Raw genomic sequence first — 25,480 nt, forward strand, 5'->3', positions numbered from 1 at the left:
CGCTCAGACGGCGGATGCGCCGCTGACGATCTCGGAGATTTCCTGCGTGATCGCAGCCTGGCGGGCCTTGTTGTAGACCAGGTTTAGGGTGTCGATCAGCTTGTTGGCGTTGTCGCTGGCGGACTTCATGGCCACCATGCGCGCCGCGTGCTCGGAGGCCACGTTTTCCATGACCGCCTGGTACACCAGCGATTCCACGTAGCGCGTCAGCACGTGCTCGAGCACGCTGGCCGCGTCGGGCTCGTACAGGTAGTCCCAGTCGTGCTTGACCAGGACCTCCTCCGACGCCGGCAGCGGCAGCAACTGGTCGAACGTGGCGCGCTGCGTCATGGTGTTGACGAAGTCGTTGTAGGCCAGGTAGACGCGGTCCAGCTTGCCTTCGGTGTAGCCATCCAGCATCACCTTGACGATGCCGATCAGCTGCTCCACCTCGGGCGCGTCGCCGAGGTGGCTGACGCTGGCGAGCATGTGCACCTTCAGGCGCCGGAAGAACACCGTGGCCTTCTGGCCGATGGTGACCACGTCGACCTCGACGCCCTTGTCCTGCCAGTCGCGGATCTCGCCGAGCAGCTTGCGGAACATGTTGTTGTTCAGGCCGCCGGCCAGGCCGCGGTCGGACGACACGATGATGTAGCCGACGCGCTTCGGGTCCGCGCGTTCCACCAGGAACGGGTGCTGGAACTCGGAGTTCGCCTGCGCCAAGTGGCCGATCATCTGCTTCATGGCGCGCGCGTACGGGCGCGACGCCTTCATCCGCTCCTGGGCCTTGCGGATCTTGGATGCCGAGACCATCTCGAGCGCGCGCGTCACCTTGCGGGTGTTCTGCACGCTCTTGATCTTGGTTTTGATTTCCCTGCCGCCTGCCATCTCTTTCTCCGTGGGCCCTGGTCCGTCAGCCGCGGTGCGCGGGCGCCTGCGCGCCCGTGTCCGCCGGCGTGCGGCTTACCAGCTGCCGGTCGCCTTGAAGTCGCCGATGCCCTGCTTGAACGCGGCTTCGATCTCGTCGTTCCACGCACCCGAGGCGTTCACCTTGGCGAGCAGCTCGCCGGCGGTGTTCTCGAAGTGGGCGTGCAGGCCTTCCTCGAAGGCGCCGATCTTGGCGACCGGCACGTCGTCGATGTAGCCCTCGCTGGCCGCGTAGATCGAGAGCGCCTGCAGCGCCACCGACATCGGCTCGTACTGCTTCTGCTTCATCAGTTCGGTAACGCGCTGGCCGCGCTCGAGCTGCTTGCGCGTGGCCTCGTCGAGGTCGGACGCGAACTGCGCGAATGCCGCCAGCTCGCGGTACTGCGCCAGCGCGATGCGGATGCCGCCGGACAGCTTCTTGATGATCTTGGTCTGCGCGGCGCCACCGACGCGCGACACCGAGATGCCGGCGTTCACGGCCGGGCGGATGCCGGCGTTGAACAGGTCGGTCTCGAGGAAGATCTGGCCGTCGGTAATCGAGATCACGTTGGTCGGCACGAACGCGGACACGTCGCCGGCCTGCGTCTCGATGATCGGCAGCGCCGTCAGCGAACCGGTCTTGCCCTTCACTTCGCCGTTGGTGAACTTCTCTACATAGTCCTCGGAGACGCGCGCGGCGCGCTCGAGCAGGCGGGAGTGCAGGTAGAACACGTCACCCGGGTAGGCTTCGCGGCCCGGCGGGCGGCGCAGCAGCAGCGAGATCTGGCGGTACGCCACGGCCTGCTTGGACAGGTCGTCGTACACGATCAGCGCGTCCTGGCCGCGGTCCATGAAGTACTCGCCCATGGTGCAGCCGGAATAGGGGCTGATGTACTGCATCGCCGCCGATTCCGACGCCGTCGCGGCAACCACGACCGTGTGCGCCAGCGCGCCGTTCTCTTCCAGCTTGCGCACGATGTTGGCGACGGTCGAGGCCTTCTGCCCGATCGCCACGTACACGCACTTGATGCCGGTGTCCTTCTGGTTGATCACCGCGTCGATCGCCAGCGCGGTCTTGCCGGTCTGGCGGTCACCGATGATCAGCTCGCGCTGGCCACGGCCGATGGGGATCATCGAGTCGACCGCCTTGTAGCCGGTCTGCACCGGCTGGTCGACCGACTTGCGCCAGATCACGCCGGGGGCGACGCGCTCCACCGGGGCGGTCTGCGCGGCGCCGATCGGGCCCTTGCCGTCGATCGGCTCGCCGAGCGCGTTGACCACGCGGCCGAGGAGTTCCGGGCCCACCGGCACTTCGAGGATGCGGCCGGTGGTCTTGGCCACGTCGCCCTCGCGCAGGTTCTGGTAGTCGCCCAGCACCACGGCGCCGACCGAGTCGCGCTCCAGGTTGAGCGCGAGCGCGAACGTGTCGTTCGGCAGCTCGATCATTTCGCCCTGCATCACGTCGGCCAGGCCGTAGATGCGCACGATGCCGTCGGACACGGATGTCACCGTGCCCTCGTTGCGCGCTTCGGCGGCCAGCTTGACCTTCTCGATGCGGCTCCTGATCAGTTCGCTGATTTCAGAGGGGTTGAGCTGGGTGCTTGCCATTTCCGGGATCCTCGGGCGCACCGGTTCGGGTGGTGCGCGATAAGTGGAGCTTTGTGGTGGTCGCGGCGCGCAGCGGTGGCTGCTGGCGGCTGCCGCGTCCGATGCTTACTGGCTGAGTGCCGACTGCAGGCGGGAGAGCTTGCCGCGCAGCGAGCCGTCGATGACCACGTCGCCGGCGCTGATCACCGCGCCGCCGATGAGCGCGGCGTCGACGGCGGTCTGCACCTCGACGTCGCGGCCGAAGCGGCGCTTGAGGGCACCGCGGATCGCGTCGAGTTCGGCGGCCGGCAGTTCCGTCGCCGAGGTCACCGTGGCGCGCACCACCTGCTCGGCGTCCGCACGCAGCTCTTCATAGAGCGCGGCGACCTCCGGCAGCAGCGCCAACCGGCCGTTGCCGGCCAGCAGCGCCAGGAACGCGGCGAAGTCGTGCGGCACGTTGTCGGGCGACAACAGTGCGACGGCTTCCGCGTCGGCGAACTCCGGGTGGCCCAGCAGCGGGCGCACGCGGGAATCGGCCGCCACGTGGGCGGAGAACGCCAACGCCTGCGACCACGGCACGAATGCGCCGGCGTCGCGGGCGATGCCGAATACGGCACGCGCGTAGGGGCGGGCGAGGGTGATCTCCTGGCTCATCGGCTTCAGATCTCCGCGGCGAGTTCGTCGAGCAGCGCCTTGTGGACGCCGGCGTCGATCTCGCGCTTCAACAGACGCTCGGCGCCGGTCACCGCCAGCGCGGAGACCTGGCGACGCAGGTCCTCGCGGGCGCGGTTGGCGGACGCCTCGATCTCGGCCTCGAACACCGCCTTCTGGCGGATGGACTCGGTCTGGGCCTCGACGCGCGCGGCATCGACGATCTGGGTGGCGCGCTGGTGGGCCTGGTCGATGATCTCGTTGGCCTTGGCACGCGCCGCCTTGAGTTCCTGGTTCGCCGTGTCCTGGGCCTGCGCAAGCGCGCGCTGGCTGTTGTCCGCGGCGGCGAGGCCCTCGGCGATCTTCTGCTGGCGCTCTTCGATCGCCTTGAGCAACGGCGGCCAGACGAAGGTCGCGATCAGCCAGATGAGCGCCGCGAATGCGAGCGCCTGGGCGATCAGGGTGAGATTGATGTTCATGGCAATGCCTGTCCTGGTGGTCGGGGCATGCGGTGCATGCCGGCTCTCACGCCGTGGCGCGGACGGTCAAGCCGTCCGCACCCGGCGTGTCGACGCGATCAGGCGCCGGCCTGCGCCAGCAGCGGGCCCAGGAACGGGCTTGCGAAGGCGAACAGCAGGCCGACGGCGACGCTGATGATGAACGCGGCGTCGATCAGGCCGGCGGTGATGAACATGCGGACCTGCAGCACCGGGATCAGCTCGGGCTGGCGCGCGGCCGACTCGAGGAACTTGCCGGACATGATGGCGAGGCCGAGGCCGGCGCCGAGGGCGGCGAGGCCGATCATGATGCCGATGGCGAGGACCGTGGAGGCCTGGACCTGGGCGAGGGAGCTGATGACGATTTCCATGGTGTTCTCCGGAACGGACGTTGCGAGGGTTTATCGGAAGGGTGGAACAAAGCGGGGCGACGCGGGCCTCAGTGGCTGTCCTCGGACAGGCTGAGATAGACGATCGACAGCATCATGAAGATGAAGGCCTGCAGCGGCACGACCAGGATGTGGAAGATCATCCAGCCGAAGCCGAACACCGCGCTGCCGATGAGGCCGAGGATGCCGGCGCCGCCAAGCACCCAGATCAGCAGGAAGACGATCTCGCCGCCGAACATGTTGCCGAACAGTCGCATCGCCAGCGAAATGGGCTTCGACACCCACTCGACGATGTTGAGGATCAGGTTGAACGGCATCATCCACTTGCCGAACGGCGCCGTCAGGAATTCCTTGGTGAAGCCGCCGATGCCCTTCGCGCGCAGCGCGAAGAACAGCATCAGGAAGAACACGCTGATCGACATGCCGAGGGTGGCGTTGACGTCGGCGGTGGGCACCGGCTTCCAGTACTCCACGCCTACCCACGACAGCGGGATGGCGAAGAAGTCCGCGGGGATGAACTTCAGCATGTTCATCAGCAGGATCCAGAAGAACAGCGTGATCGCGATGGGCGTGACCAGCTTGCTGGAGCCGTGGTACGTGTCGCGCGCCTGGCGATCGACGAACTCCAGCATCATTTCCACCACCGCCTGCCACTTGCCCGGAACGCCCGCCGTCGCCCGGCGCGTACCCAGCCAGAACAGGAAGGTGATCAGCAGGCCCATCGCCACCGAGCTCACCAGGGTGTCGACGTTGACGGTCATGAAGCCGCCCTCGCCAACCTGCGCGGTAAGGTTCTGCAGGTGGTGCTGGATGTAGCTGGTGGGGGTCAGATCCGACTCAGCCGCCATGTTCAATGCTTCCCGTATCGAGTAACGCCGGCCATCGCCAGCATCTGTACCACCAAGGCGACCACGACCCCGGCCAGCGCCGCGAGCGCGGGCAACCGCGCCACGCCGACCGCCAGGACCAATGCCACGACCACCACCAGCCACTTCACCGCCAGGCCCAGCACCATGCGCATCAGCGCACCGGTGGCGGGCCCCACTCCTCCGCCCAGCGCCAGGGCCCCGGACAGCGCGCCGCCGACGGCGATCGCCCCACCCCCGGCCAGCGCCGCAAGGCTCCAGGCCGCCCCCACGGGGACGAAGGCCAGCGCGAGCACCGCGACCGCAACCACCTGCCAGATGAGTGCGCGCCGTACCAGCCGCCAGCCTGCGGCAACGGAAGTCAACACATGGGATCCTGTGGCCGTGGAGCGGGACCGCCAACACAATCGGCCCCATCTAGCCCCGAAAGTATACCAGCCCCGGTCATTCTGAGCACCACCACCCCGCTCCGGCGACGTGACCCCGGCCCGAAGACCCCCGTTCAGCAAATCAATGCCGGGAACCGCGGAACCTTGGCGGAAAACCGCGGTCCATCCTCCTGCGCGTGGCCTGTGCACTCCTCGTCGATCCGTACAGACCTCCGCCCGAAGCCCCGGCTGCTACCGGGGCTTCGCTTTTTTCATGCCGCGGACGCAACGAAGCCCCGGCGGGCGCCGGGGCTTCGCATTGCGGACTCAGTTGCGGGCCTGCACGTCGTCGATATACACGTTGAGGTCGTAGGCGGTGTTGGCGTGGTACAGCCAGACCGCGTCGAGCTGGACGCTGGACGCGGTGATCGCACCGTTGGCGTTGCCCACCCACGCATCCCACTGCGCGGCGTCGGTGAGGCTCCACTGCACCCAGGTCCAGGTGTTGGCGGGCACGCTGCGGCTCACCGACCGCTCGGTGCCGTCGCTGTCATCGATGCCGACGCCGACGGTCAGCCCGCTGCCCGCCGAGAACACCCAGAACCCGACCGAACCGTTGGCGCGGGTGATCGCGGTGTTGCTGCCCGGGTTGCCGGAGCCGGACAGCAGGCGCACGGCCCAGCTTGCCGACGTCGCAGTGTTGTCCTTCAGCAGCACGCGCAGCGAGCAGCTGCCATTTTTACGGGTGGCGCAGTCGCGCGTGGCGGTGGATGCCGCCGAGATCCCCGTGGTGCTCCCGGAGTACGCAGGACTCGTGTTGAAGTGGCCGACGTTGCTCTCGAAGCTGTCGAGGATCCGCGTGGTGCCGCCGCTGCCGGGATTCAGGCGCGTGTAATACCCCGCCCAGTTCCAGTTGATGCCCGGATCGGTATGCGTCTGCCCGGTGAAGTGCTGGTGGCCCTTGATCTTGACGCTGGTGGGCAGGACGTTGATGCCGCTGCTGGGCGCGCCGCGGTACGCGCTTGCGCAGCTGATCGCGCTGTACTTGGCGCAGAAGTCGCGCACCAGCGCCGCCGACGCGGCATACATCGCGCTCGTGTACCAGGCGCTGTTGTTGACATAGCCCTCGTGCTCGATGCCCAGCGTGTAGCTGTTCTGGTTGCGCACGTGCCAGGCGGTGTGCGCGTTGCGCACCATCTGCGTGACCTGGCCGTCGGAGCTGCGGATCACGTAGTGCGCGCTGACATTGGACGTCGAGTTCTTGAACCACGAGATCGTGCCGGCGTAGCTGCCCTGCGCGGTATGCAGGGTGACGGCGCTGACCGCGGCTGCGCGCGAGGCGTTGTAGTTGGTCGAGTGCGCGGGGTTCCAGATCGCCGGGCCGTAGTCGGTGCTCATCGCGCCCACGTCGCCGCGGGCGGTGGCCGCGTCCTTGCGCACCAGCTGTTCGCTGACCGGATCGATCGCCCATGCGTCGGTCTCGATGCGGTCGTTCTCGACGTCCAGGCGCACGAACGGCGCGTTCAGGCGCGCCAGCTGGTCGGCCGGGAATGCACGCTCCCAGGCCACCGCGCGCTGCGGCACCACCATGCCCTTCTCGCTCACGCCGCGGTCGATCGCCAGCAGCACGTCGAACGCGAAGCTGGCGCGGGCGTAGTCGTCGATCGCGCCGCTGCCGGGCGCCTGCGCGAAGCCGGCGTAGGCGGCCAGTACCGGCGCCAGTGCTTCGGGCGCGCGCACGTCGTGGCCGCGCAGGCCGCGGTCCAGCAGCACGGCGGCGGCCATGACGTTGGTCGCGGGATCGCGCTTCACGCGACCGGCGCTCACGCCGAGCAGTCCCGCAGCCTCGCCCACCTGGTCGGCGAAGCCGTTGCCGGCATACAGGCCCATCACGCCGTGGGCTTCGGGCATGTGGTGATCGACCATGGCGGCATCGGCCGCCGGCTGCACGTTGTGCCAGCGGCTCTGCACGAAGGCGAGCGCCTCGAGCGTTCCGCGCGGGATCGCCGGATACGCGGCATAGGCGCGCGCGAAGTACCCCGGATAGGCGGCACGCTCCGCGCGCAGGCGGGTCTCCTCATGGCGCAGGCGTGCTTCGAGTGCGGCTTCCTCGCGCTGCGCGGCCGCGTCGGCCAGCGCGTCCGCGCCGGTCACCGGCGCGCGCGGCACGTCGCGGGCAGTCGCGGCGCCGGCGACCATGGCACAGCACAGGACCCCGGCCGACAGCGTGGCCGCGGACCGTGCCCGTTTGCTTCGAATGCTCATTCTTTCCACCCCTCGTGACTGCGCTTGCGCGCGTTGACCCCGTCCCCGATGCGGGAACCGCATGCAGGCGTCGCCGCCGGCGCACCGAGTGGGCGCGCTGGCGGCACGTGGCAACAGATGGGGCTGGCCCTAAGGCGGGTGGAACCGCGACGGCCGTCGCGTACCTGCGCACTGGCGGTCACGCAATGCGGTCCCGGCGGACGGCCGGGAACCGCGTCGGGAATGCGCGTCAGCGCTTCTTCGGCAGGTACAGGTCGGTGATGGTGCCTTCGAAGATCTCGGCGGCCATCGCCACCGACTCGCCGAGCGTGGGATGCGGATGGATGGTGTGGCCAATGTCGGCCGCCTCGGCGCCCATCTCGATCGCCAGCGCGACTTCCGAAATCAGGTCGCCGGCGCGCGGGCCGACGATCGCACCGCCGACGATGCGGCCGGTGGGTTCGTCGAACAGCAGCTTGGTGAAGCCCTCGCTGCGGCCGATGCCAACCGCGCGCGCGCTTGCCGCCCACGGAAACTTGCCCACGCCGACTTTCAGGCCCTTGGCCTTCGCCTCGGTCTCGGTCACGCCCACCCAGGCGATCTCCGGATCGGTGTAGGCGACCGACGGGATCACCCGCGCCACCCACTCGCGCTTCTCGCCGGCGGCGACTTCCGCCGCAAGCTTGCCTTCATGGCTCGCCTTGTGGGCGAGCATCGGCTGACCGACCAGGTCGCCGATGGCGAAGATGTGCGGCACGTTGGTGCGCATCTGCAGGTCGACGTCGATGAAGCCGCGCTCGCCGACGGCCACGCCGGCCTTGTCGGCGCCGAGCTTGCCGCCGTTGGCGGCGCGGCCCACCGCGACCAGCACGCGGTCGAACAGCGCTCCCGCGGGAATGCTCTCGCCTTCGAAGCTGCAGGAGATACCCTTCTTCCCGGCCTTGGCCTCGACCACCTTCGTCTTCAGGTGGATGGCCACGCCCTGTTTCTTCAGGCGGTCGGCCAGCGGCTTCACCAGGTCCTTGTCGGCCCCCGGCATCAGCTGGTCGGCCAGCTCGACCACGGTGACCTCGCTGCCCAGCGCGCGGTACACGGTGGCCATTTCCAGGCCGATGATGCCGCCGCCGACCACCAGCAGGCGCTGGGGCACGTCGGCCAGCTGCAGCGCGTCGGTGGAATCCATCACCCGCGGGTCGTCCCACGGGAAACCCGGGAGCTTCAGCGCCTGCGAGCCGGCGGCGATGATGCACTGGCCGAAGCGCAGCAGCTGCGCCTTGCCGTCCGCGTCGGTGACCTCGAGCTCGTTGCCGGACACGAACATGCCGCTGCCGGTCACCACGCGCACCTTGCGCTGCTTCGCCATGCCGGCGAGGCCCTTGTTGAACTGCGCGACCACGCGCTCCTTGTGCCCGCGCAGGCCGTCCAGGTCGATCTTCGGCGTGCCGAAGCTGATGCCGTAGTCGGCCGCGTGCGCAGCCTCGTCGATGACTTCGGCGGCGTGCAGCAGCGCCTTGGACGGGATGCAGCCGACGTTGAGGCACACGCCGCCGAGCTGTGTGTAACGTTCCACCAGCACCACGTCCATGCCGAGGTCGGCGGCGCGGAATGCGGCGGTATAGCCACCGGGGCCGGCGCCGAGCACCACCAGCGCGCACTCGATGTCGGCGGTGCGGCCACTGGCGGCGGCGGCCTGCGACGCCTGCGGTTCGGCGGGGGCGCGATGCGAGCGCGCGACTGGCGGCTTGCCGGGCCCGGCATCGGCTGCCATCACCGTCGGGGCGGATGCCGGCGCATCGCCAGCGGGGGCAGGCGCAGACGGGGCGACATCACCCGCGGCCTCGATCACCGCCACCACCCCGCCTTCGGAAATCGTGTCGCCCACCTTGACCTTCAGCTCCCGCACCACGCCGGCCACCGACGACGGCACTTCCATCGTCGCCTTGTCCGACTCCAGAGTGACCAGGCCCTGGTCCATGGCGACCGTGTCGCCGACCGCGACCAGCACCTCGATCACCGGCACATCGTCGTAGCCGCCGATGTCGGGGACCTTGACGTCGACCAGGCCGGTCACGGCGCTCACAGCAGCACCCGGCGCATGTCGCCGAGCACCTGCGCCAGGTACGCGGTGAAGCGCGCGGCGGCAGCGCCGTCGATCACGCGGTGGTCATAGGACAGCGACAGCGGCAGCACCAGCCGCGGCTGGAACGCCTGGCCATCCCAGACCGGCTTCATGGCCGCGCGCGACACGCCGAGGATGGCGACTTCCGGCGCGTTGACGATCGGCGTGAACGAGGTGCCGCCGATCCCGCCCAGCGAACTGATCGAAAAACAGCCGCCGCTCATCTGCGCGGGACCGAGCTTGCCGTCGCGTGCCTTCTTCGCCAGCTCGCCGGTCTCGGCGGCGATCTCCATCACGCCCTTGCGGTCGCAGTCGCGCACCACCGGCACCACCAGCCCATTGGGCGTGTCGGCGGCGAAGCCGACGTGGAAGTACTTCTTGAGCGTGAGGTTCTCGCCGGACGCGTCCAGCGAGGCGTTGAACTCGGGGAACTTCTTCAACGCCGCGACCGCGGCCTTCATGATGAAGGCGAGCATGGTCAGCTTGGCGCCGGACTTCTCGTTTTCCTTGTTGAGCGCGACACGCAGCGCCTCGAGGTCGGTGACGTCGGCATCGTCGTGCTGGGTGACATGCGGGATCATCGCCCAGTTGCGCGCGAGGTTGGCGCCGGAGATCTTCCTGATCTTCGACAGCGGCTGCACCTCGGTCTCGCCGAACTTGCTGAAGTCGACCTTCGGCCACGGCAGCAGGTCCAGCCCGCCGCCGGACGCGCCGGCCGCCGGGCCACGCTGCAGCGCGCCCTTGACGAACTGCTGCACGTCCTCGCGGACGATGCGCCCGCCGCGCGCGCTGCCGGTCACCTGCAACAGGTCGACGCCGAGCTCGCGCGCGAACAGGCGCACCGCCGGGCTCGCGTAGGGGAGCTTGCCGGGGATCAGCGCGTCGCCTTCGAAGCGCACCGCGGGCTGGCCGCTGACCGACGGCGTCTTCGCCGCCTGGCTGTCGATCGACGCCTGGGCGATGTTGTCGGGGGTGGCGGCGACCGCCACCGGCTCCACCTGGTGGCCGGTTTCAACCGCGGGCGTGGCGCCCGCGGTGGCGTCCGGCTGCGCGCGGCCGTTGTCGGCAGCGGCCGGGCCAGCCTGCACGGCAGGCGCCTCGGCGCTCTTGCCGCCTTGCGGCGCGGCGTCGGCACCCGCGTCCGCCCCGGTCGGCTCGATCAGCGCCACCACTCCGCCTTCGGAAATGGTGTCGCCCAGCTTGACCCTGAGCTCGCGGATCACGCCGGCGAACGGCGCGGGCACTTCCATCGTGGCCTTGTCGGATTCCAGCGTGACCAGGCCCTGGTCGCGGGCGACCGTGTCACCCACGGCGACCAGGACCTCGATGACCGGCACGTCGTCATAGCCGCCGATGTCCGGCACGCGCGCTTCCTGGGGACTGGCCATCCGGCACTCCACGATCTGGGGACGGGCTATTGTGGCCCCGCTGCAGGAATGCGCCAACCTTGGCGGGCAGTTCCCGCGTCAACCACCCGCCGCGCGGGACCCGGTGTCCACCCGGTGCAGGTCGAGCGCGCGCCCATCCGGCAGCCGGTACTCGAGCGCATCGTCCAGCGCGTCCAGGGCTTCCATGCGCTTGCACAGCGCCTGGGCGTCGGCTTCCAGCGCGCGGGCACGCGGCTCCACCAAGGCCTCGATGTCGGCATCCAGGGATTCCAGGCGCTGCAGGCGGCTGGCATCGCCACTGAACGCGGCGCGCAGCGCGCCGCCGACGATATCGCCGACCAGGGTCGGCACCGCCTGCGCCACGGCCGTCCCGATGGCGTCGTTGAGCTGCTCACGGTTGAAGCGGCTCGGAGTCACCGCCGCGGCGAGCGCGGCATCGAGCTCCTTGCGCACGCCTGCGAACTTGCGCCGCGCGGCGTCCGGGTCGCTGCCGAAGCCGGCCGCCACCTCGCCCAGCACCTCGAAGGCGATGCCGGCGGCCTGGCGCGCGACGGACGCGGCCAGCGGCATGGCGGCACGCGCCTCGCGCTCGTACTCCACCAGGCGTCGCGCGTCGGCCGCGGACACCTGCACCCAGCGGTCGTCGATGAACAGGCGGCCCTTGCGGACCAGCACGGTGTGCGGCGACGCACCCCTGTCGAGCAGGATCACGCTCTTCTCGCTCAGGTGGAAGTCGTAGTCGCTGTCGATGTCGCAGTCGACCTGGACATCGGCGGCAGCGGCGCCGCCACAGGCGAGAAGGAGGGAAAGGGCGATCACGGTCGTGCGCATGCCGGCCTGGTCAGAGAGTGCGGAAGATGACTCTATCCAACGCACGTGCCATGCGGAACCTGCCATTGGGTGCCATGACCATCGACGCGCGCCGTTCACGTTGATGGTCGCCGCGTTCGCGATCTGAACGCGATGTGTGGAAGTTCCCGCAACAGGCGCGGTGCGACAAGTTCGATTCATGGGCGCGTCGCTAGGGTGGCTGCGCCCCACTCCCCGGGGCATACATGTCCTTAAAGAGGAGACCTCCCCCAATGTCCCCCAAGCAGACCATTTCCCGCATCACCAGGCTGGTGCTCCCCGCCGCCCTGGCCCTGGCCATCGTGCCGTCCGCCGCATTCGCCGCCGACGGCGCCGGCAAGCACGTGTCGGTCGTGGGCGGCTATTCCATGGTCGAACCCACGCGCAATCCGGAAATCGCCGGCGCGCGCACCGAATTCGCCGGTGAAGGCACCCCGACGCTCGGCGTCACCTGGCACGCCACCGACAACATCGGCATCGAAGCCTGGGGCGCCGACAGCTACGGTCAGCGCGTGACCTCCGGCGGCCAGAAGGTCGGCAGCGTCGACGCCCAGCCATATTCGCTGAGCGGCCAGTACCGGTTCGGCACGGTGGAAAGCACGGTCCGGCCGTTCGTGGGCCTCGGCTACCACCAGACCAACTACAACAACGAATCCGCCACCCTGGCCGGCGACCGCGTTGGCGTGGAAACCGCCGAAGGCGGCGTAGCCACGGTCGGCATGGACGTCAACATCAGCCCGACCTGGTTCGCACGTGCCGATGCACGCTATTTCCAGAGCGATTCCGAGGTGAAGATCGACGGCGTCAAGGCCGGGGACGCCAAGCTCGACCCGGTGGTCGTGGGCGTGGGTATCGGCGCACGCTTCTGAGCCTTCCGGCCACGGCCGGGTACACGATGGAAACGGAGCGGGCCCGCAAGGGCCCGTTCCGCGTTTCAGTCGCCGCTGCGCGGCAGCGGGGCGGCGCGCACCACGCGTTCGCGGCGCATCAGGTACAGGCCGCTGACCACGATGATCCCCGCGCCCAGCCAGGTCATGGCATCGGGCAGTACCTGCCACAGCACCACGTCCAGCAGCACCACCCACACCAGCGCGGTGTATTCCAGCGGCGCCACCAGTGACGCTTCGCCCAGCCGGAAGGCGTGGGTCAACGCCACCTGGCCGAGCGTGCCGAACAGCGCCACGCCACCCAGCAGCCAGCCGTCCGCCGCGCGCAGCGGCACCCACTGCGGCCAGGCCAGCAGCCCGGCGCCGATCGCCACCATCGCCAGGAACCAGAAGACCAGCGCCTGCGCGCTGTCGCGCTGCGCCAGCATGCGCACCGTGACCACCGAAGCCGCGTAGCAGACCGTGGCAGCGAGAACCAGCAGGCCCGCGCGCGTCATCACGCCCTCGCCGCCCGGGCGCAGCACCACCAGCACGCCCACCATGCCCACGGCGATCGCCGTCCAGCGCCGCGGCCCGACGTGTTCGCGCAGCAGCGGCACCGCCATGGCCGTCACCAGCAGCGGGCCGACGAAGCTGATCGCGTACGCGGTCGACATGGGCAGGTCGCGCAGCCCGGCCACGAAACACGACAGGAACACCACGCCCAGCACCCCGCGCAGCAGGTGCAGCGGCCAGTGCACGCGCAGCAGCGCCGGCAGGCCGATGCTCGCCGCCGCCCAGGCCAGCACCAGCGGCAGGCCGACCATGCCGCGCAGCGCCGCCACCTGCATCGGCGGGTAATGCCCGGCCAGCTGCTTCATGCACGCATCCATCGCGCACAGCACCAGCACCGCCAGCAGCATCGCGATCACGGCGCGGCGATGCTGGCGGTCGCCCGCGGTGGCGTCGCCTGCGGTGGCGTCGGGCGCTATGGCGTCGGGCGCGATCTCCACCCGCGGCTCAGGCGTCGCCGAAGCTGGCGGCGTCGATCACGAAGCGGTAGCGCACGTCGCTGCGCAGCATGCGTTCGTAAGCCTCGTTGATATCTGCGATGGCGATCAGTTCGATGTCCGGCAGCACGTCGTTGGCCGCGCAGAAGTCCAGCATCTCCTGGGTCTCGCGGATGCCGCCGATCAGCGACCCCGCCAGGCGCCGGCGCGCCATCACCAGCGAGCCCGCGCCCACCAGCGTCGGCTCCGGCATGCCCAGCAGCACCATGGTGCCGTCGACCTTCAGCATGCCGAGGTAGAGGTTGTAGTCGTGCGCGGCCGACGCGGTGTCGAGGATCATGTGGAAGTTGCGCGCCAGCCTGCGCGCGGCGGAGCGGTCCTTGCCGACCACCTCGAACGCGTGCGCGCCGAGCGCCAGCGCGTCGGCGCGCTTGCCCTCCGAGGTGCTGAGCACGGTGACCCGCGCGCCCAGCGCCACGCCCAGCTTCACCGCCATGTGTCCCAGCCCGCCCAGGCCCACCACGGCCAGCTCGTCACCGGCCTTGAGGCCGAAGTGCTGCAGCGGCGACCACGTGGTGATGCCGGCGCACAGCAGCGGCGCGGCACGATCCAGCGGCAGGCCCTCGGGAATGCGCAGCACGTAGTCCTCGTGCACGGTGATGCGCGTGGAGTAGCCGCCCTGCGTCACCTCGCCGGTGCTGCGGTCGCGCCCGGCGTAGGTGCCGACCATGCCCTCGGCGCAGTACTGCTCTTCGCCGGCCTTGCAGTGCTCGCAGGCGCGGCAGGAATCGACGAAGCAGCCGACGCCGACCGCATCGCCCACCTTGTAGCGGCTGACGCCCTCGCCGACCGCGGCGACGTGGCCGACGATCTCGTGGCCGGGCACCAGCGGGTAGTCCATCGGGCCCCAGTCGCCGCGCACGGTGTGCAGGTCGGAATGGCAGACGCCGCAGTAGCGGATGTCGATCAGCACCTCGCCGGCGCGCGGCGCGCGGCGTTCGAGCGTCCACGGGGCGAGCGGCGATGTCGCCGACGTGGCGGCATAGGCGGCGGTCTTGTGCATGGGGCACCTCGGTCTGCGGGGGGAGGCCGCCATGATGCCGCGCGCCGGGCCGGCGTGCGCGGTGCGGTACCCTGTCGGCCCCCGGAACCCGCCAGAAAACGCCATGCCCTCCTTCGATATCGTCTCGGAAATCGACACCCACGAGCTGACCAACGCCGTCGACCAGGCCAACCGCGAGCTGGACACGCGCTTCGACTTCAAGGGCGTGGAGGCGACGTTCACGCGCGAGGAGAACGTGATCTCGCAGTCGGCGCCCAGCGAGTTCCAGCTGCAGCAGATGACCGACATCCTGCGCGCCCGCCTGGCGGCGCGGAAGATCGACACCCGCTGCCTGGAGTTCGGCGACGTCGACACCAACCTGGCCGGCGCGCGCCAGAAGATCACCGTCAAGCAGGGCATCGAGCGCGAGATGGCCAAGAAGATCGGCAACGAGATCAAGGCCGCCAAGCTCAAGGTCGAGACCCAGATCAACGGCGACAAGCTGCGCGTGACCGGCAAGAAGCGCGATGACCTGCAGGCGGCCATGGCGCTGCTGCGCAGCAAGGAATTCGAGCAGCCGATCCAGTTCGACAACTTCCGTGACTGAGTCCGCAGGCACGGGGTCGGCCCCGGGCGCGCCGGCGCCCGACTACATCGGCGACACCTCGCGCTGGCTCGAGCGCGCGGTCATCGGCCTCAACCTCTGTCCCTTCGCCAAGGCGGTGGTGACCAAGGGCCAGGTGCGGATGGTGCTGAGCGAGGCGCGCGACGCCGCAAGCCTGCTGGAAACGCTGGGCGTGGAGCTGCTGCACCTGCGCGACACGCCCGTCGAAGCCACCGACACCACGCTCATCGTGCACCCGCACGTGCTCGGCGATTTCCTCGACTACAACGATTTCCTGGAGCACGCGGACGCGCTGGTCGGCGAACTCGAGCTGGAAGGCGTGCTGCAGGTGGCGAGCTTCCACCCGCAGTACCAGTTCGCCGGCAGCGCGCCGGACGACATCGCCAACTTCACCAACCGCTCGCCGTGGCCGACCCTGCACCTGCTGCGCGAGGACAGCGTGTCGCGCGCGGTGGACGCGTTCCCGGATCCGGACGCGATCGTCGAGCGCAATATCCGCACGCTCGAGGACCTCGGCCACGCCGGCTGGCGCAAGCTGTTCGACTGATTACGGCGCTTGCGTCGCGCCGGCGTCGCCACCCGCGTACAGCTGCGCGCGGTCGCCGTCGTCGAGCAGCCGCCACGCGCCTTCCGGCAGGTCGCCGAGCGTCAGCCCGCCCACCTGCGGCCGGTGCAGCGCGACCACGTGGTTGCCGACCGCGGCGAACATCCGCCGCACCTGGTGGTAGCGGCCTTCATGCAAGGTGAGGCGCGCGTGCGTGGGCCCCAGCACGTCCAGCTCCGCGGGCAGCAGCGGCGTCTTCTCGGATTCGAGCATCAGCGTGCCGCTGGCGAAGATCGCCGCCTCGTCGCCGCGCAGCGGCTCGGCCAACGTGGCCTCGTAGACCTTTTGCAGCCCCGCCCTCGGCGAAATGATCCGGTGCAGCAGCTGGCCGTCGTCGGTCATCAGCAGCAGCCCGCTGGTCTCGCGGTCCAACCGGCCGACGGTGGACAGCGTGGGGGAGCGCAGCGCGAACCGCGGCGGCAGCAGGTCGTAGACCAGGCGCCCGCGATCCTTGGCCGAACAGGTGTGGCCGATCGGCTTGTGCAGCATCAACAGCATGCCCGGCGCCGGGTCGAGCCGCTCGCCGTCCACGCGCACGTTGTCGCGGTCAGGCTGGTCGTCGGCATACAGCACCTCGCCGGCGGCGTCGGTGACGCGCCCCTCGCGGAACATCGCGGCGACTTCCTTGCGGCTGCCGTGGCCGAGATTGGCCAGCATGCGCACCAGCTTCACCGCCAGCGCGCCTCGCGCTCGGGGCGCACCGGACGCGCGGGGGGCTTGGGCAGGGACTTCACCGCCTCCACCACCTTGAAGCCGTCGTGTTGCGCGACCAGGCGCACCGTGCCGAAGCCGGCGCCCAGTGCCTCCTCGTAGGGAAGGTGGCGGTTGGCCACCAGCCACAGCCGGCCGCCCGGCTTCAGCGCCTGCGCGGCGCTGGCGATGAAGGCGCGGCCGATGTCGGGGCGCTCGGCGCCGCCGGGCACGTGGAACGGCGGGTTGCTCACGATCACGTCGTAGGTGCCGGGGACGCCGGCGGTGACGTCGTGCCAGTGGAAGCCCAGCGCCACCGCGTTTGCGAACCCGGCCAGGTTTTCGCGCGCCAGGGCCAGCGCGCGCGCCTCGGCCTCGAAGGCGTCGAGCGCGGTGATGCCCGGATTGCGCGACAGCAGCTCGCCGGCGAGGTAGCCCCAGCCCGCGCCGAAATCGGCGGCGCGACCGGCCAGGTCGGTGGGCAGGTGCTCGGCGAGCAGCTGCGATGCCTGATCGATGCGGTCCCAGGCGAACACGCCCGGACGGCTCAAGAAGCGGTTGCCGGCGATGCGCCGGGGCGCGTCCAGCGTGCGCCACTGCGCCGCCAGCGCGGCATCGCCCTGGCCATCGGCACGCGCATGGAAGACGCGGCACTTGTGCTTGCTGCGCGTCACCACGCTGCCGGCGATGCGCGCGAAATCGGCTTCCGCGGACTTCGCGCCGGCGTCATTGGCCACGCTGGCGATCACCGTGCCACCCGGCGCGACCCGCGCGAAGGCTTCGGCGAACAGCGCGCGTGCCTCGTCGCGCTGGCGCGGCGGGAGCAGCAGCACCAGCGGCCAGCGGCGACCGTCGTCGGGTGCGTCTGCCGGGTCGCGCACGTTGAACCCGGCGCTGGCCAGGGCTGCGGCATCCGGGCGATAGCCCTGTTCGCACACCAGCCCGGGCCGGTCCTGCGCCTGCAGGGCCGCGCCTGCGCGCGCGCGCAGGAACAGTGCGCCGTCGGCCGGCCAGGCGAGTTCGCCTTCGGCAAAGGGCAGCAGCAGCGCGTCGAGCGCGGGGTCGCCGTTGGGGCCTGGCATGGAGGTGGGTTCGCCGCGGGGAGGGACCGCGATTCTACGTGAGGGGCTCGGGCACGCCGGTTTCATCGCCGTTGAACGCCATGGCGGCGAGGATGGATGCAGACCCGAACACCCTGGAGGCAACATGCGCCTGCTTTTTGTCGGCGGTCCCGTGGACAACACCGAAATCGCCTATGACGGCGGCGAGCCGCCCGCCCATTACCCGCCCGATACCGGCAGCGGGCATTCGCGGTATCGCCTGCATCTGGTCGGCCGCACGGAAGGCGCACCGGTCTATGCCGTCTACGGCGCGCCGGATCTCGCCGCGAGCGAGGTGAACGGCACCTCGGCCGAACGCGACTACGCGCGCCGCTTCGGCGCCGACGAGGAACGCGCGCCCGCTTGACCGGGCTCAGGCAGCGGCGTGGCCGCCGCCGGGGTAGTCGGCGCCAGCCCGCACCCGGTCGATCCCCCAGGACACGACCGCGCAGGCAAGGGCCACCAGCAGCCAGCGCAGCGCGTCCTCGCCCAGCACGCCCGACGCCGCCTGCCACCAGCGCGCACCGAACAGCACCAGCACCGCGGCCAGCGCCACCGGCAGCAACGCCAGCAGGATGCGCAGCAGCACGCGTTCGAGACGGCCATCCGGCACCGCGCGCGCTTCACCGCCGACGAGAGCAGCGACCTGCGCCGCGAAATCCTCCGGCAGTTCGGGTGGCGACGCCGCGCGTGCCGCCGCGGCCACCTTGCGGTAGCCCGCCACCAGCGGATCCTCGTGGCCGCCCGGCGCGCTGCGGCGCATCGCGCGCTCCTGCGCCTGCCATTCGCGCTCATCGATCGGGGGATGCGGTTTCATGCGGCGACTCCGATGCGGCGTTCCAGCACGGCGCGCAGGGCCTTGCGGGTGCGGAACAGGTGGCTCTTGATGGTGCCCTCGGCGAGCCCGGTGATCGTGGCGATCTCCGCGATCGGCAGTTCTTCGAGGTGGTACAGGGTGAGCAGGGTGCGCTGCAGCGGCGGCAGCGCGTCGATCGCCGCGTGCAGGTGGCGCGCCTCGTCTGCTTCGGCGTGCGCCGCAGCGAGGTCGAACGCGTCGGCCACGCGCTCGGCCGGTGCCAGCGCGTCGCCGTCGATCGGCTCCGCCAGCGGAATCCTGCGGCGCTCCAGGTGGCGCCTGGCCACCGAGTACGCCACCTGCGCGATCCATGCCTGCAGCGGCGCGTCCGCGCGGTACTGCGGCAGGTAGCGGTGCACGCGCAGGAACACCTCCTGGCACAGTTCTCGGGTGTCCTCCGGGTGCCGCACCATGCGCTGCACCACGTGCCAGGCCAGGCGCTGGTAGTCCCGCACCAGCGCTTCGAAGGCCCCGGGCGTGCCGGCGAGCACGGCGGCGACGCGCGCGGCATCGTCGCCGTGCGCGTCATCGCGCAGCGCGTTGGCGCCGCCCGCATTGAAAACCTGATCCATGTGCACGGGATACGCCCGGCAGGGCCGCGGTTGCAAGCGATCGCACGCGCCCGCCGATGCAACCGGCGCCGCCGCCGCGGTATCCACTCCAGCAAGCCGCCAATCCGCGCGGCGTCACCACCTACCCAGGGACACCGCCATGGATTTCGAAGTCTTCATCCCGATCGTGCTGTTCGCGTGCATCTACCTGTCCATCAAGGCCGTCGTCGACGCCCGCACGCGCCGGCAGATGGTCGCCAGCAACGGCTCGGAAGCCATGGTGCGCTCGATCCTTGAAGGCGAGGAGGCGCGCCGCCGCCAGGCCTCGCTGCGCTGGGGCACGGTGCTGGTGCTGCTGGCGATCGGCTTTGCGGTGATCGAGGCGCTGGGCCTGCGTGAAGCGACGCCCGGTGCGTTCGCGGTGCTGCTCGGCGCCACCGGCCTCGGCAACCTGGCGGCGTATTTCATCGCCCGACGCGCAGGCTGAGCCCGCACGGGGCCGCGGTCGACTGGACCCGGCCCCGCGAGTTCAGCCCTGCAGCTCGCGCAGGGTCACCGCCGGGGGCGCATCCAGCACCCGGCGCGTGGCGAACAGCCCGGCCAGCAGCGCGGCCGCCACTCCGACCGCCGCGCCGATCGCGACCATCGCCAGGTCCGGCTGCCACGGCAGGTCGAACACGCGTTTGGCGATCACCCCGGCCAGCACCGAGGCGGCGATCGCCGCCACCACCCCGGAAATCAGGCCGATGGCGGCGAATTCAGAAGCCTGCGCCAGGCGCAGCTGCCAGCGGCTGGCGCCGAGCACGCGCATCACCCCGCCCTCGAGCAGGCGCTCGTCCTGGCTGGCGCTGATCGCGGCCAGCAGCACCAGCACGCCAGCTGCCAGGGCAAACCAGAACACCACCTCCACGACCGTCGACACCTGGTCGGCGGTGGCGCGCACCTGGTCGAGCACCGCGTCGACATCGATCACCGACACGTTGGGATAGCGGCCGACCAGCGCGCGGGTGAACGCGGCATCGCCGCGCGGCACGCCGACCGCGGTGATCCAGCTCGCCGGGTAGCCGTCGAGCGCGCCCGGCGACGCAAGCACGAAGAAGTTCGGCTTGAAGCTCTCCCACTCCACGCTGCGCAGCGAGGTGACGGTGCCCTCCAGCGCGCGCCCGGCGATGTCGAAGGCGATGCGGTCGCCCAGCTTCCAGCCCAGCGACTCGGCAAAGCCTTCCTCCACAGACAGCTCGGGGGTGGCCGGCGGCGTTGCGCCCCAGAAGCGTCCTGCGGTGACGCGGTTGTCATCGCCCAGTGCGGTGGCGGTGGACAGGTTGAACTCGCGCTCGGCGCGGCGCTGCGCGCGGCGGCCGTCGTCGGCGTCGTCGGCGGACGCCGCGATGCCGGCGGTGTCGACCGCCTCGCCGTTGCGCGTGGCCAGGCGGCCGCGGACCATCGGGTACAGCACCGGCTCGCCCAGGCCCTGTTCGGCCAGCAGCGCGCGCACGCCGGGCATCTGCTCCTGCTGCACGTTGATCACGAAGCGGTTCGGCGCGTCCTCGGCCAGCGACACGCGCCAGCGGTCGAGCAGGTCGGTGCGCACGAAGGTCAGCAGCAGCAGTGCCATCAGGCCAAGGCCGAGCGCCGAGACCTGCGCGATGCTGGTGCCGGCACGGCGGCTGACGTTGGCCAGGCCATAGCGCAGGCTGCCGCGCAGCCGCGTGCGCAGCCGGCGCACGGCCAGGATCAACAGCCACGCCAACCCGGCCAGAACCAGCAGCGTCACGGCAATGCCCGCCAGCATCGCCAGGCCCAGCGTGGCCGAGCCGGCCTGCCACCACAGCAACGCCGCCATGCCGCCCAGCCCGGCCAGCGCCACCAGCCAGGCGCTGGGTTCGGTGGCATCCAGGTCGCGGCGCAGCACGCGCAGCGCGGGCACGCGGCGCAGGGCGAGCACGGGCGGCGCGGCGAACGCCAGCAGCACCACCATGCCCACGCCCATGCCCTGCAGCGCCGGCAGCGGACCGGCCGGCGGGATGCCGATGCCGAGCAGGTCCGCCAGCCATGCGCCGATCGCCCACTGCAGGCCATAGGCGATCGCGATCCCGACCGCGCAGGCCAGCAGCCCCAGCAGCACCAGTTCGCCGACATGGATCACCACCAGCGTGCGCTGGCTGGCGCCCAGGCAACGCATCACCGCCGCGCCCTGCAGGTGGCGTGCGCTGTGCCGGCGCGCGGCCATCGCCACCGCCACCGCCGCCAGCACCACCGACACCAGTGCGGCGAGCCCGAGGAAGCGTCCCGCACGGTCGAGCGCGGAGCGCACTTCCGGGCGCGCATCCGCGGCGGTTTCCAGGCGCTGGCCGCGCTCGAGGCCATCGCGCGCGGCGCGGGTGAAGCGGTCCACCGCCGCCGCGTCGCCCGCGACCACCAGCCGGTAACGGATGCGGCTGCCTTCCTGCACCAGCCCGGTGGCGTCGAGGTCGCCGAGGTTGAGGAACACCCGCGGCGCGACGTTGAAGTAGTCGAGCGCGGCATCGGGTTCCTGCGCCACGATCGCCGCCAGCCGCAGCCGCGATTCGCCGATGCCGACGGCGTCGCCGATGCGCGCGCCAAGCGTTTCGGCGCCGGCACGGCCCATCCACAGCGTGCCCGGCCCCGGCAGCCCGGTCGCCGCGCGCTCGATGCCGTCGGCACCCGCGATGCGGAAGCTGCCGCGCAGCGGGAAGCCCGCGCCCAGCGCGCGCAGCTCGCCGAGTTTCAGCTGCGCGGCTTCGCCCTCGCCGACGCGGATCATGGTGTCCAGCCCGACGGTGTCGGCATGGCGCAGCCCGGGCGCCTGCGCGGCTTCGCGCAGCGCACCGGTGATCGGCGCGTCGCCGCGCAGCACGGCGTCGCCGCCAAGCAGGCGGTTGGCCTCGATGGCCAGCGCACGCGCGGCGCGATCGGTGACAAAGCCGACCGCGGTCACCGCCACCACCGCCAGCACCAGCGCCGCCAGCAGGATGCGGATGTCGCCGGAGGCCAGGTCGCGGCGCAGCTGCCGCGCGGCGAGTGCGAGCGCCCTCATGCCGCGGCGCGCGCGTCGTCGGCGACCAGGCGGCCGCTGTCGAGGCGCAGCGTGCGCCGGCAGCGCTGCGCGAGGTGCTCGTCGTGGGTCACCAGCACCAGCGTGGTGCCGAGGTCGGCGTTGAGCGCGAACAGCAGCTCGATGATCGCCTGCCCGGTGCGCGTGTCGAGGTTGCCGGTGGGCTCGTCGGCAAACAGCAACGACGGCCGGGTGACGAACGCGCGCGCCACCGCCACGCGCTGCTGCTCGCCGCCCGACAGCTGCCGCGGGTAGTGGCCCAGGCGCTCGCCGAGGCCGACGCGCACCAGGATCTCGCGCGCGGGGCCTTCCACGTCGCCATCGCCGCGCAGCTCCAGCGGCAGCATCACGTTCTCCAGCGCGGTGAGCGATGGCAGCAGCTGGAAATTCTGGAACACGAAGCCGACCTTGGCGCCGCGAACCTTGGCGCGTCCGTCCTCGTCGAGCGTCGACAGCGGCGCGCCGTCCACCCGTACATCACCGCTGCTGGGCGTGTCGAGTCCCGCGAGCAGTGACAGCAGCGTGCTCTTGCCCGAACCCGACGCGCCCACGATCGCCACGCTGTCGCCGGCGGCGATCTCGAAGCCGACGCCGTCGAGGATCACCAGTTCGCCGGCGGGCAGCATGACGCGCTTGCCGAGACCGACAGCGGAGAGTGCGGGCGGCGCGGCGGACGGGGTTGCGGTGGAATCGGGCATGGGGGACCTTCGTGGGGGCATGATGTCCAGCCTGGCGCGTGGCGCGCCGCGGTCAGCCGGATCGGAGAAGTCGATGACAGGATATTGGGCGATATGCCGCCAGGTCCAAATGCTGCTGGGTTTGTGCATCCTGCTGCTGGCCGGTGTGGCCCAGGCGCAGGGCCGGCCCGCCGCCGCCGCACCCGACAACGCCCCGCCGCGCACCGTCCTGGTGATGGGCGATTCGCTGTCGGCCGCCTACGGCCTGCGTACCGACCAGGGCTGGGTGGACCTGCTGGCGCGGCGCATGGCCAGTGAACGCCCCGGCTGGCGGGTCGTCAACGCCAGCATCAGCGGCGAGACCAGCGCCGGGGGCTCGTCGCGGGTCGCACGCGAGGTGGTGCGCCACCAGCCGGCGGTGGTGGTGATCGCGCTCGGCGCCAACGACGCGCTGCGCGGCTTGCCGCTGGCCGAGCTGAAATACAACCTGGCGCGGATGATCGGCGCTTCGGAGCATGTCGGTGCGCGCGTGCTGCTGGTCGGCATGCGCATGCCGCCCAACCTCGGCGCGGAATATACCCGTGGCCTGGACCGCACCTACCGCGAACTCGCGTCCTTCTTCGATATTCCGCTGCTGCCGTTCCTGCTCGAACCCGTCGCCGCCGACCGCGGCAACTTCATGGACGACAACCTGCATCCGGTGGCCGAGGCGCAGCCCGCGATCGGCGACCATGTCTGGCCGGCGCTGGAACCGCTGCTGCGCTGACGATCGCGGCGACGACGCATCAGGGCGCCTTGCCGGTGAACAGCGGGAACGGGTCGATGGGGGTGCCCTTCCACCACTGCTTCTCCGGCCCCAGCACGAAGATCGCGAAGTGCAGGTGCGGGCCCGCCGGGTCCGCGTTGCCGGTGCTGCCGACGTAGCCGATCACCTGGCCCTGGCGCACCTGCTGCTTCTCGGCCAGCCCCGGCGCATAGCCGTCGAGATGCGCGTAGTAGTACGCGAAGCGCCCGCCCGGCTCGAACTGGTAGATCGTCAGTCCGCCCTGCGCGCTGTCGAACAGCTTTTCGACGTGGCCATCGGCCACCGCCAGCACCGGGGTCCCGGTGGGCGCCATGATGTCGATCGCCTCGTGCACCCGGCCTTCGCTGCGCGCGTCCTCGAAGGTCGGCGACAGCTGCGCGGGCACCACGCCCTGCACCGGCAGCACCAGTCCCGACGGCAGGGGCAGCGGCAAGGCAGTGCGTGGCCGGGTCGCGATGGCGACCGGCCGCCCGGGTGGCGACGGCGGCTGCGTGGTGTGGCGCCGCGTCGCCCGGCTGGGACCACGGTCGACGGGGCCCGCGCGATCCTCAGCCCCTGCCTCCGGTGCCGGCGTGATGCGAAGGATCCGCGCGCGCTCGGCGCGCGACATCCCCGCCAGGTGCACGACCGCCGCCAGCAGCAGGCCGGCGAGGACCATGGCGACGTACCGCATGGCCTATTCCTGCAGGATCGCCGGCAGGCCCGGCTTCACCGCGGCCGCCAGCATCAGCACGTTCCAGTTGCTCAATCGGATGCAACCGTGGGAATCGGTCTTGCCGACGTTGGCCGGCACCGGCGTGCCATGGATGCCGTAGTGCTCCTTCGACAGATCGACCCAGGCAAGCCCGACCGGGTTGTTGGGGCCGGGTTGCAGCGTCGCCTTGGCGTGCGACGGATCCGCATCCCAGAACAGCGCCGGGTTGTAGTGGAAGGTTGGGTCGCGCGCGACGCCCTTGATGGTCCACTCGCCGATCGGCAGCGGGTCGTGCTTGCTGCCGGTGGAGGCCGGGAACTGCGCCACCACCTTGCCGTCCGCGGTCACCAGTTGCACCACCGAATCCGACTTGTCCACGACCACCCGCGCGATCTCCGGGAGCGGTGTCGCGCCGGAGACATTCGGCACCACGATGCGGGTACCGGCCGCGGCGAGGTCCTTGCCCGCGTTGAGGCGCTGCAGCAGCTTGGGGCTGGCGTGGAACTTCTCGCCCAGCGCTTCGGCCGCACTCTCGAAACCGAGCTTGTCGAGCTTCGACTTCGCCATCATGTCGGTGGGCAGCTTGCGGAACGGACCCGCGACCTCGTCAGCCGCGATCGCATGTTCGACCAGCACCGGGGCGGTGTCGGCGTTCAGCGCCTGCCAGGTGGCGGCGTCGAGCTTGCCGCTCGCCGTCAGGTCGCGGCTGCGCTGGAAGGCGGCAATCGCGCGCCGGGTGTTGCTGCCACCACTGCCGTCGATCTCGCCCGGGGAGAAGTGTGCGCGGTCGAGCAGGATCTGCGCACGCAGCATCGCGCCATCACCGGACGTGGCCGTGGCGGCGTTGGCGGGATGGTCGGCCCCGGTCACCTCCACGCGGGGCGCGGGCCCGGTGTCCGCGGCTTGCACAGCGGGTACGACAGGCTTCGCCCCCGGTGGCAGGGCGGGTGCTTGCGCGGCGGCAAGCAGGGGCGCGCCGAACAGGATCGCGCTCAGCGCGAGGGCAAGCGGCTTGGCTGGAGTCATGCGGACAGTCCTTGG

General features: G+C 70.8%; 27 protein-coding genes. 6 read left to right on the forward strand and 21 right to left on the reverse strand.

What is annotated here, in order from left to right; translation table 11 throughout:
- Nucleotides 1–3 precede the first annotated feature (3 nt).
- The 11 genes from atpG to H5368_RS08145 all read right to left on the reverse strand — a co-directional run bounded on the left by atpG (nucleotide 4) and on the right by H5368_RS08145 (nucleotide 11,825).
- Nucleotides 4–867, reverse strand: a complete 864-nt coding sequence (atpG, locus tag H5368_RS08095) for a F0F1 ATP synthase subunit gamma (RefSeq protein WP_182823113.1) — start codon at nucleotides 865–867, stop codon at nucleotides 4–6.
- Nucleotides 868–942: 75 nt separating this feature from the next.
- A complete protein-coding gene (atpA, locus tag H5368_RS08100; RefSeq protein WP_182823115.1) occupies nucleotides 943–2,493 on the reverse strand; it encodes a F0F1 ATP synthase subunit alpha in 1,551 nt (516 codons plus the stop codon).
- 105 nt (nucleotides 2,494–2,598) lie between these two features.
- Nucleotides 2,599–3,126, reverse strand: a complete 528-nt coding sequence (locus H5368_RS08105) for a F0F1 ATP synthase subunit delta (protein WP_182823118.1) — start codon at nucleotides 3,124–3,126, stop codon at nucleotides 2,599–2,601.
- A 5-nt stretch (nucleotides 3,127–3,131) separates the two neighbouring features.
- Complete coding sequence (locus tag H5368_RS08110) at nucleotides 3,132–3,602, reverse strand: F0F1 ATP synthase subunit B (protein WP_182823120.1); 471 nt, start codon at nucleotides 3,600–3,602, stop codon at nucleotides 3,132–3,134.
- 98 nt (nucleotides 3,603–3,700) lie between these two features.
- Nucleotides 3,701–3,991, reverse strand: a complete 291-nt coding sequence (atpE, locus tag H5368_RS08115; protein WP_182823122.1) for a F0F1 ATP synthase subunit C — start codon at nucleotides 3,989–3,991, stop codon at nucleotides 3,701–3,703.
- A 68-nt stretch (nucleotides 3,992–4,059) separates the two neighbouring features.
- Nucleotides 4,060–4,857 (reverse strand): F0F1 ATP synthase subunit A, encoded by a 798-nt coding sequence (atpB, locus tag H5368_RS08120; RefSeq protein WP_182823125.1) that lies wholly within the window; start codon nucleotides 4,855–4,857, stop codon nucleotides 4,060–4,062.
- A 2-nt stretch (nucleotides 4,858–4,859) separates the two neighbouring features.
- Nucleotides 4,860–5,240, reverse strand: coding sequence for a hypothetical protein (locus H5368_RS08125; RefSeq protein WP_182823127.1), 381 nt, complete (start codon nucleotides 5,238–5,240; stop codon nucleotides 4,860–4,862).
- A 330-nt stretch (nucleotides 5,241–5,570) separates the two neighbouring features.
- The gene (locus tag H5368_RS08130; protein WP_220486517.1) at nucleotides 5,571–7,508 is read right to left on the reverse strand and encodes a peptidoglycan recognition family protein; all 1,938 of its coding nucleotides are present in this window, start codon (nucleotides 7,506–7,508) and stop codon (nucleotides 5,571–5,573) included.
- Between the two features lie 229 nt (nucleotides 7,509–7,737).
- Nucleotides 7,738–9,558, reverse strand: coding sequence for a dihydrolipoyl dehydrogenase (lpdA, locus tag H5368_RS08135; protein ID WP_343203903.1), 1,821 nt, complete (start codon nucleotides 9,556–9,558; stop codon nucleotides 7,738–7,740).
- Nucleotides 9,559–9,563: 5 nt separating this feature from the next.
- On the reverse strand, nucleotides 9,564–10,994 hold the full coding sequence (locus H5368_RS08140) for a dihydrolipoyllysine-residue acetyltransferase (protein ID WP_182823131.1): 1,431 nt from the start codon (nucleotides 10,992–10,994) through the stop codon (nucleotides 9,564–9,566).
- Between the two features lie 78 nt (nucleotides 10,995–11,072).
- Nucleotides 11,073–11,825 carry a DUF2884 family protein gene (locus tag H5368_RS08145; RefSeq protein ID WP_182823133.1) on the reverse strand — a complete coding sequence of 251 codons (753 nt, stop codon included), beginning with the start codon at nucleotides 11,823–11,825 and terminating at the stop codon, nucleotides 11,073–11,075.
- A gap of 251 nt (nucleotides 11,826–12,076) precedes the next feature.
- Here H5368_RS08145 and H5368_RS08150 point away from each other — a divergent pair, with 251 nt between their 5' ends.
- Complete coding sequence (locus tag H5368_RS08150; protein ID WP_182823135.1) at nucleotides 12,077–12,712, forward strand: OmpW family outer membrane protein; 636 nt, start codon at nucleotides 12,077–12,079, stop codon at nucleotides 12,710–12,712.
- A gap of 65 nt (nucleotides 12,713–12,777) precedes the next feature.
- On the opposite strand, the gene H5368_RS08155 is transcribed toward H5368_RS08150, so the two are convergent.
- Both H5368_RS08155 and H5368_RS08160 read right to left on the reverse strand, forming a co-directional pair.
- The gene (locus H5368_RS08155; RefSeq protein ID WP_343203904.1) at nucleotides 12,778–13,641 is read right to left on the reverse strand and encodes a DMT family transporter; all 864 of its coding nucleotides are present in this window, start codon (nucleotides 13,639–13,641) and stop codon (nucleotides 12,778–12,780) included.
- An 88-nt stretch (nucleotides 13,642–13,729) separates the two neighbouring features.
- Entirely contained in the window at nucleotides 13,730–14,782 is a 1,053-nt protein-coding gene (locus H5368_RS08160; protein WP_182823137.1) for an NAD(P)-dependent alcohol dehydrogenase, read from the reverse strand.
- Between the two features lie 103 nt (nucleotides 14,783–14,885).
- On the opposite strand from H5368_RS08160, the gene H5368_RS08165 reads away from it, so the two are divergent.
- Together H5368_RS08165 and H5368_RS08170 are read left to right on the forward strand one after the other, a co-directional pair.
- Complete coding sequence (locus H5368_RS08165; protein WP_182823140.1) at nucleotides 14,886–15,368, forward strand: YajQ family cyclic di-GMP-binding protein; 483 nt, start codon at nucleotides 14,886–14,888, stop codon at nucleotides 15,366–15,368.
- On the forward strand, nucleotides 15,361–15,933 hold the full coding sequence (locus H5368_RS08170; protein WP_343203894.1) for a DUF1415 domain-containing protein: 573 nt from the start codon (nucleotides 15,361–15,363) through the stop codon (nucleotides 15,931–15,933). Before H5368_RS08165 ends, H5368_RS08170 begins: the two co-directional genes overlap by 8 nt.
- Here the strand turns inward: H5368_RS08170 and H5368_RS08175 are convergent, their stop codons facing one another.
- Nucleotides 15,934–16,662: a pseudouridine synthase gene (locus H5368_RS08175; protein ID WP_182823143.1), complete on the reverse strand. Its 729-nt coding sequence runs from the start codon at nucleotides 16,660–16,662 to the stop codon at nucleotides 15,934–15,936. It lies immediately after the preceding gene.
- Nucleotides 16,659–17,762 carry a class I SAM-dependent methyltransferase gene (locus H5368_RS08180; protein WP_182823145.1) on the reverse strand — a complete coding sequence of 368 codons (1,104 nt, stop codon included), beginning with the start codon at nucleotides 17,760–17,762 and terminating at the stop codon, nucleotides 16,659–16,661. Before H5368_RS08180 ends, H5368_RS08175 begins: the two co-directional genes overlap by 4 nt.
- A gap of 124 nt (nucleotides 17,763–17,886) precedes the next feature.
- Between H5368_RS08180 and H5368_RS08185 the strand changes: the two genes are divergently transcribed.
- Nucleotides 17,887–18,147, forward strand: a complete 261-nt coding sequence (locus tag H5368_RS08185) for a hypothetical protein (RefSeq protein WP_182823147.1) — start codon at nucleotides 17,887–17,889, stop codon at nucleotides 18,145–18,147.
- Between the two features lie 6 nt (nucleotides 18,148–18,153).
- Here H5368_RS08185 and H5368_RS08190 read toward each other — a convergent pair whose 3' ends face one another.
- Both H5368_RS08190 and H5368_RS08195 read right to left on the reverse strand, forming a co-directional pair.
- The gene (locus tag H5368_RS08190; protein WP_182823149.1) at nucleotides 18,154–18,597 is read right to left on the reverse strand and encodes a hypothetical protein; all 444 of its coding nucleotides are present in this window, start codon (nucleotides 18,595–18,597) and stop codon (nucleotides 18,154–18,156) included.
- On the reverse strand, nucleotides 18,594–19,208 hold the full coding sequence (locus H5368_RS08195) for an RNA polymerase sigma factor (RefSeq protein ID WP_182823150.1): 615 nt from the start codon (nucleotides 19,206–19,208) through the stop codon (nucleotides 18,594–18,596). The genes H5368_RS08190 and H5368_RS08195 overlap by 4 nt, the downstream gene beginning before the upstream one ends.
- 139 nt (nucleotides 19,209–19,347) lie before the next feature.
- Here H5368_RS08195 and H5368_RS08200 point away from each other — a divergent pair, with 139 nt between their 5' ends.
- Nucleotides 19,348–19,674: a hypothetical protein gene (locus tag H5368_RS08200; RefSeq protein WP_182823152.1), complete on the forward strand. Its 327-nt coding sequence runs from the start codon at nucleotides 19,348–19,350 to the stop codon at nucleotides 19,672–19,674.
- Between the two features lie 42 nt (nucleotides 19,675–19,716).
- On the opposite strand, the gene H5368_RS08205 is transcribed toward H5368_RS08200, so the two are convergent.
- Complete coding sequence (locus H5368_RS08205; RefSeq protein WP_182823154.1) at nucleotides 19,717–22,245, reverse strand: FtsX-like permease family protein; 2,529 nt, start codon at nucleotides 22,243–22,245, stop codon at nucleotides 19,717–19,719.
- Entirely contained in the window at nucleotides 22,242–22,889 is a 648-nt protein-coding gene (locus H5368_RS08210) for an ABC transporter ATP-binding protein (protein WP_305067738.1), read from the reverse strand. The genes H5368_RS08205 and H5368_RS08210 overlap by 4 nt, the downstream gene beginning before the upstream one ends.
- A 181-nt stretch (nucleotides 22,890–23,070) precedes the next feature.
- Between H5368_RS08210 and H5368_RS08215 the strand changes: the two genes are divergently transcribed.
- Nucleotides 23,071–23,706, forward strand: coding sequence for an arylesterase (locus tag H5368_RS08215; RefSeq protein WP_223877998.1), 636 nt, complete (start codon nucleotides 23,071–23,073; stop codon nucleotides 23,704–23,706).
- A gap of 19 nt (nucleotides 23,707–23,725) precedes the next feature.
- On the opposite strand, the gene H5368_RS08220 is transcribed toward H5368_RS08215, so the two are convergent.
- Together H5368_RS08220 and H5368_RS08225 are read right to left on the reverse strand one after the other, a co-directional pair.
- On the reverse strand, nucleotides 23,726–24,418 hold the full coding sequence (locus H5368_RS08220; protein WP_182823159.1) for a M23 family metallopeptidase: 693 nt from the start codon (nucleotides 24,416–24,418) through the stop codon (nucleotides 23,726–23,728).
- 3 nt (nucleotides 24,419–24,421) lie between these two features.
- Nucleotides 24,422–25,465 (reverse strand): L,D-transpeptidase, encoded by a 1,044-nt coding sequence (locus H5368_RS08225; protein WP_182823161.1) that lies wholly within the window; start codon nucleotides 25,463–25,465, stop codon nucleotides 24,422–24,424.
- Nucleotides 25,466–25,480 lie beyond the last annotated feature (15 nt).

Origin of the sequence: Luteimonas sp. MC1782 (assembly GCF_014164605.1) — a bacterium.
GTDB lineage: Bacteria > Pseudomonadota > Gammaproteobacteria > Xanthomonadales > Xanthomonadaceae > Luteimonas.

Bases quoted from the DNA above. Each gene is read 5' to 3' on its own strand.
- atpG (WP_182823113.1), bottom strand. From the start codon at position 867: ATGGCAGGCGGCAGGGAAATCAAAACCAAGATCAAGAGCGTGCAGAAC.
- atpA (WP_182823115.1), bottom strand. From the start codon at position 2,493: ATGGCAAGCACCCAGCTCAACCCCTCTGAAATCAGCGAACTGATCAGG.
- H5368_RS08105 (WP_182823118.1), bottom strand. From the start codon at position 3,126: ATGAGCCAGGAGATCACCCTCGCCCGCCCCTACGCGCGTGCCGTATTC.
- H5368_RS08110 (WP_182823120.1), bottom strand. From the start codon at position 3,602: ATGAACATCAATCTCACCCTGATCGCCCAGGCGCTCGCATTCGCGGCG.
- atpE (WP_182823122.1), bottom strand. From the start codon at position 3,991: ATGGAAATCGTCATCAGCTCCCTCGCCCAGGTCCAGGCCTCCACGGTC.
- atpB (WP_182823125.1), bottom strand. From the start codon at position 4,857: ATGGCGGCTGAGTCGGATCTGACCCCCACCAGCTACATCCAGCACCAC.
- H5368_RS08130 (WP_220486517.1), bottom strand. From the start codon at position 7,508: ATGAGCATTCGAAGCAAACGGGCACGGTCCGCGGCCACGCTGTCGGCC.
- H5368_RS08140 (WP_182823131.1), bottom strand. From the start codon at position 10,994: ATGGCCAGTCCCCAGGAAGCGCGCGTGCCGGACATCGGCGGCTATGAC.
- H5368_RS08145 (WP_182823133.1), bottom strand. From the start codon at position 11,825: ATGCGCACGACCGTGATCGCCCTTTCCCTCCTTCTCGCCTGTGGCGGC.
- H5368_RS08150 (WP_182823135.1), top strand. From the start codon at position 12,077: ATGTCCCCCAAGCAGACCATTTCCCGCATCACCAGGCTGGTGCTCCCC.
- H5368_RS08160 (WP_182823137.1), bottom strand. From the start codon at position 14,782: ATGCACAAGACCGCCGCCTATGCCGCCACGTCGGCGACATCGCCGCTC.
- H5368_RS08165 (WP_182823140.1), top strand. From the start codon at position 14,886: ATGCCCTCCTTCGATATCGTCTCGGAAATCGACACCCACGAGCTGACC.
- H5368_RS08180 (WP_182823145.1), bottom strand. From the start codon at position 17,762: ATGCCAGGCCCCAACGGCGACCCCGCGCTCGACGCGCTGCTGCTGCCC.
- H5368_RS08185 (WP_182823147.1), top strand. From the start codon at position 17,887: ATGCGCCTGCTTTTTGTCGGCGGTCCCGTGGACAACACCGAAATCGCC.
- H5368_RS08190 (WP_182823149.1), bottom strand. From the start codon at position 18,597: ATGAAACCGCATCCCCCGATCGATGAGCGCGAATGGCAGGCGCAGGAG.
- H5368_RS08195 (WP_182823150.1), bottom strand. From the start codon at position 19,208: ATGGATCAGGTTTTCAATGCGGGCGGCGCCAACGCGCTGCGCGATGAC.
- H5368_RS08200 (WP_182823152.1), top strand. From the start codon at position 19,348: ATGGATTTCGAAGTCTTCATCCCGATCGTGCTGTTCGCGTGCATCTAC.
- H5368_RS08205 (WP_182823154.1), bottom strand. From the start codon at position 22,245: ATGAGGGCGCTCGCACTCGCCGCGCGGCAGCTGCGCCGCGACCTGGCC.
- H5368_RS08210 (WP_305067738.1), bottom strand. From the start codon at position 22,889: ATGCTGCCCGCCGGCGAACTGGTGATCCTCGACGGCGTCGGCTTCGAG.
- H5368_RS08215 (WP_223877998.1), top strand. From the start codon at position 23,071: ATGCTGCTGGGTTTGTGCATCCTGCTGCTGGCCGGTGTGGCCCAGGCG.
- H5368_RS08220 (WP_182823159.1), bottom strand. From the start codon at position 24,418: ATGCGGTACGTCGCCATGGTCCTCGCCGGCCTGCTGCTGGCGGCGGTC.
- H5368_RS08225 (WP_182823161.1), bottom strand. From the start codon at position 25,465: ATGACTCCAGCCAAGCCGCTTGCCCTCGCGCTGAGCGCGATCCTGTTC.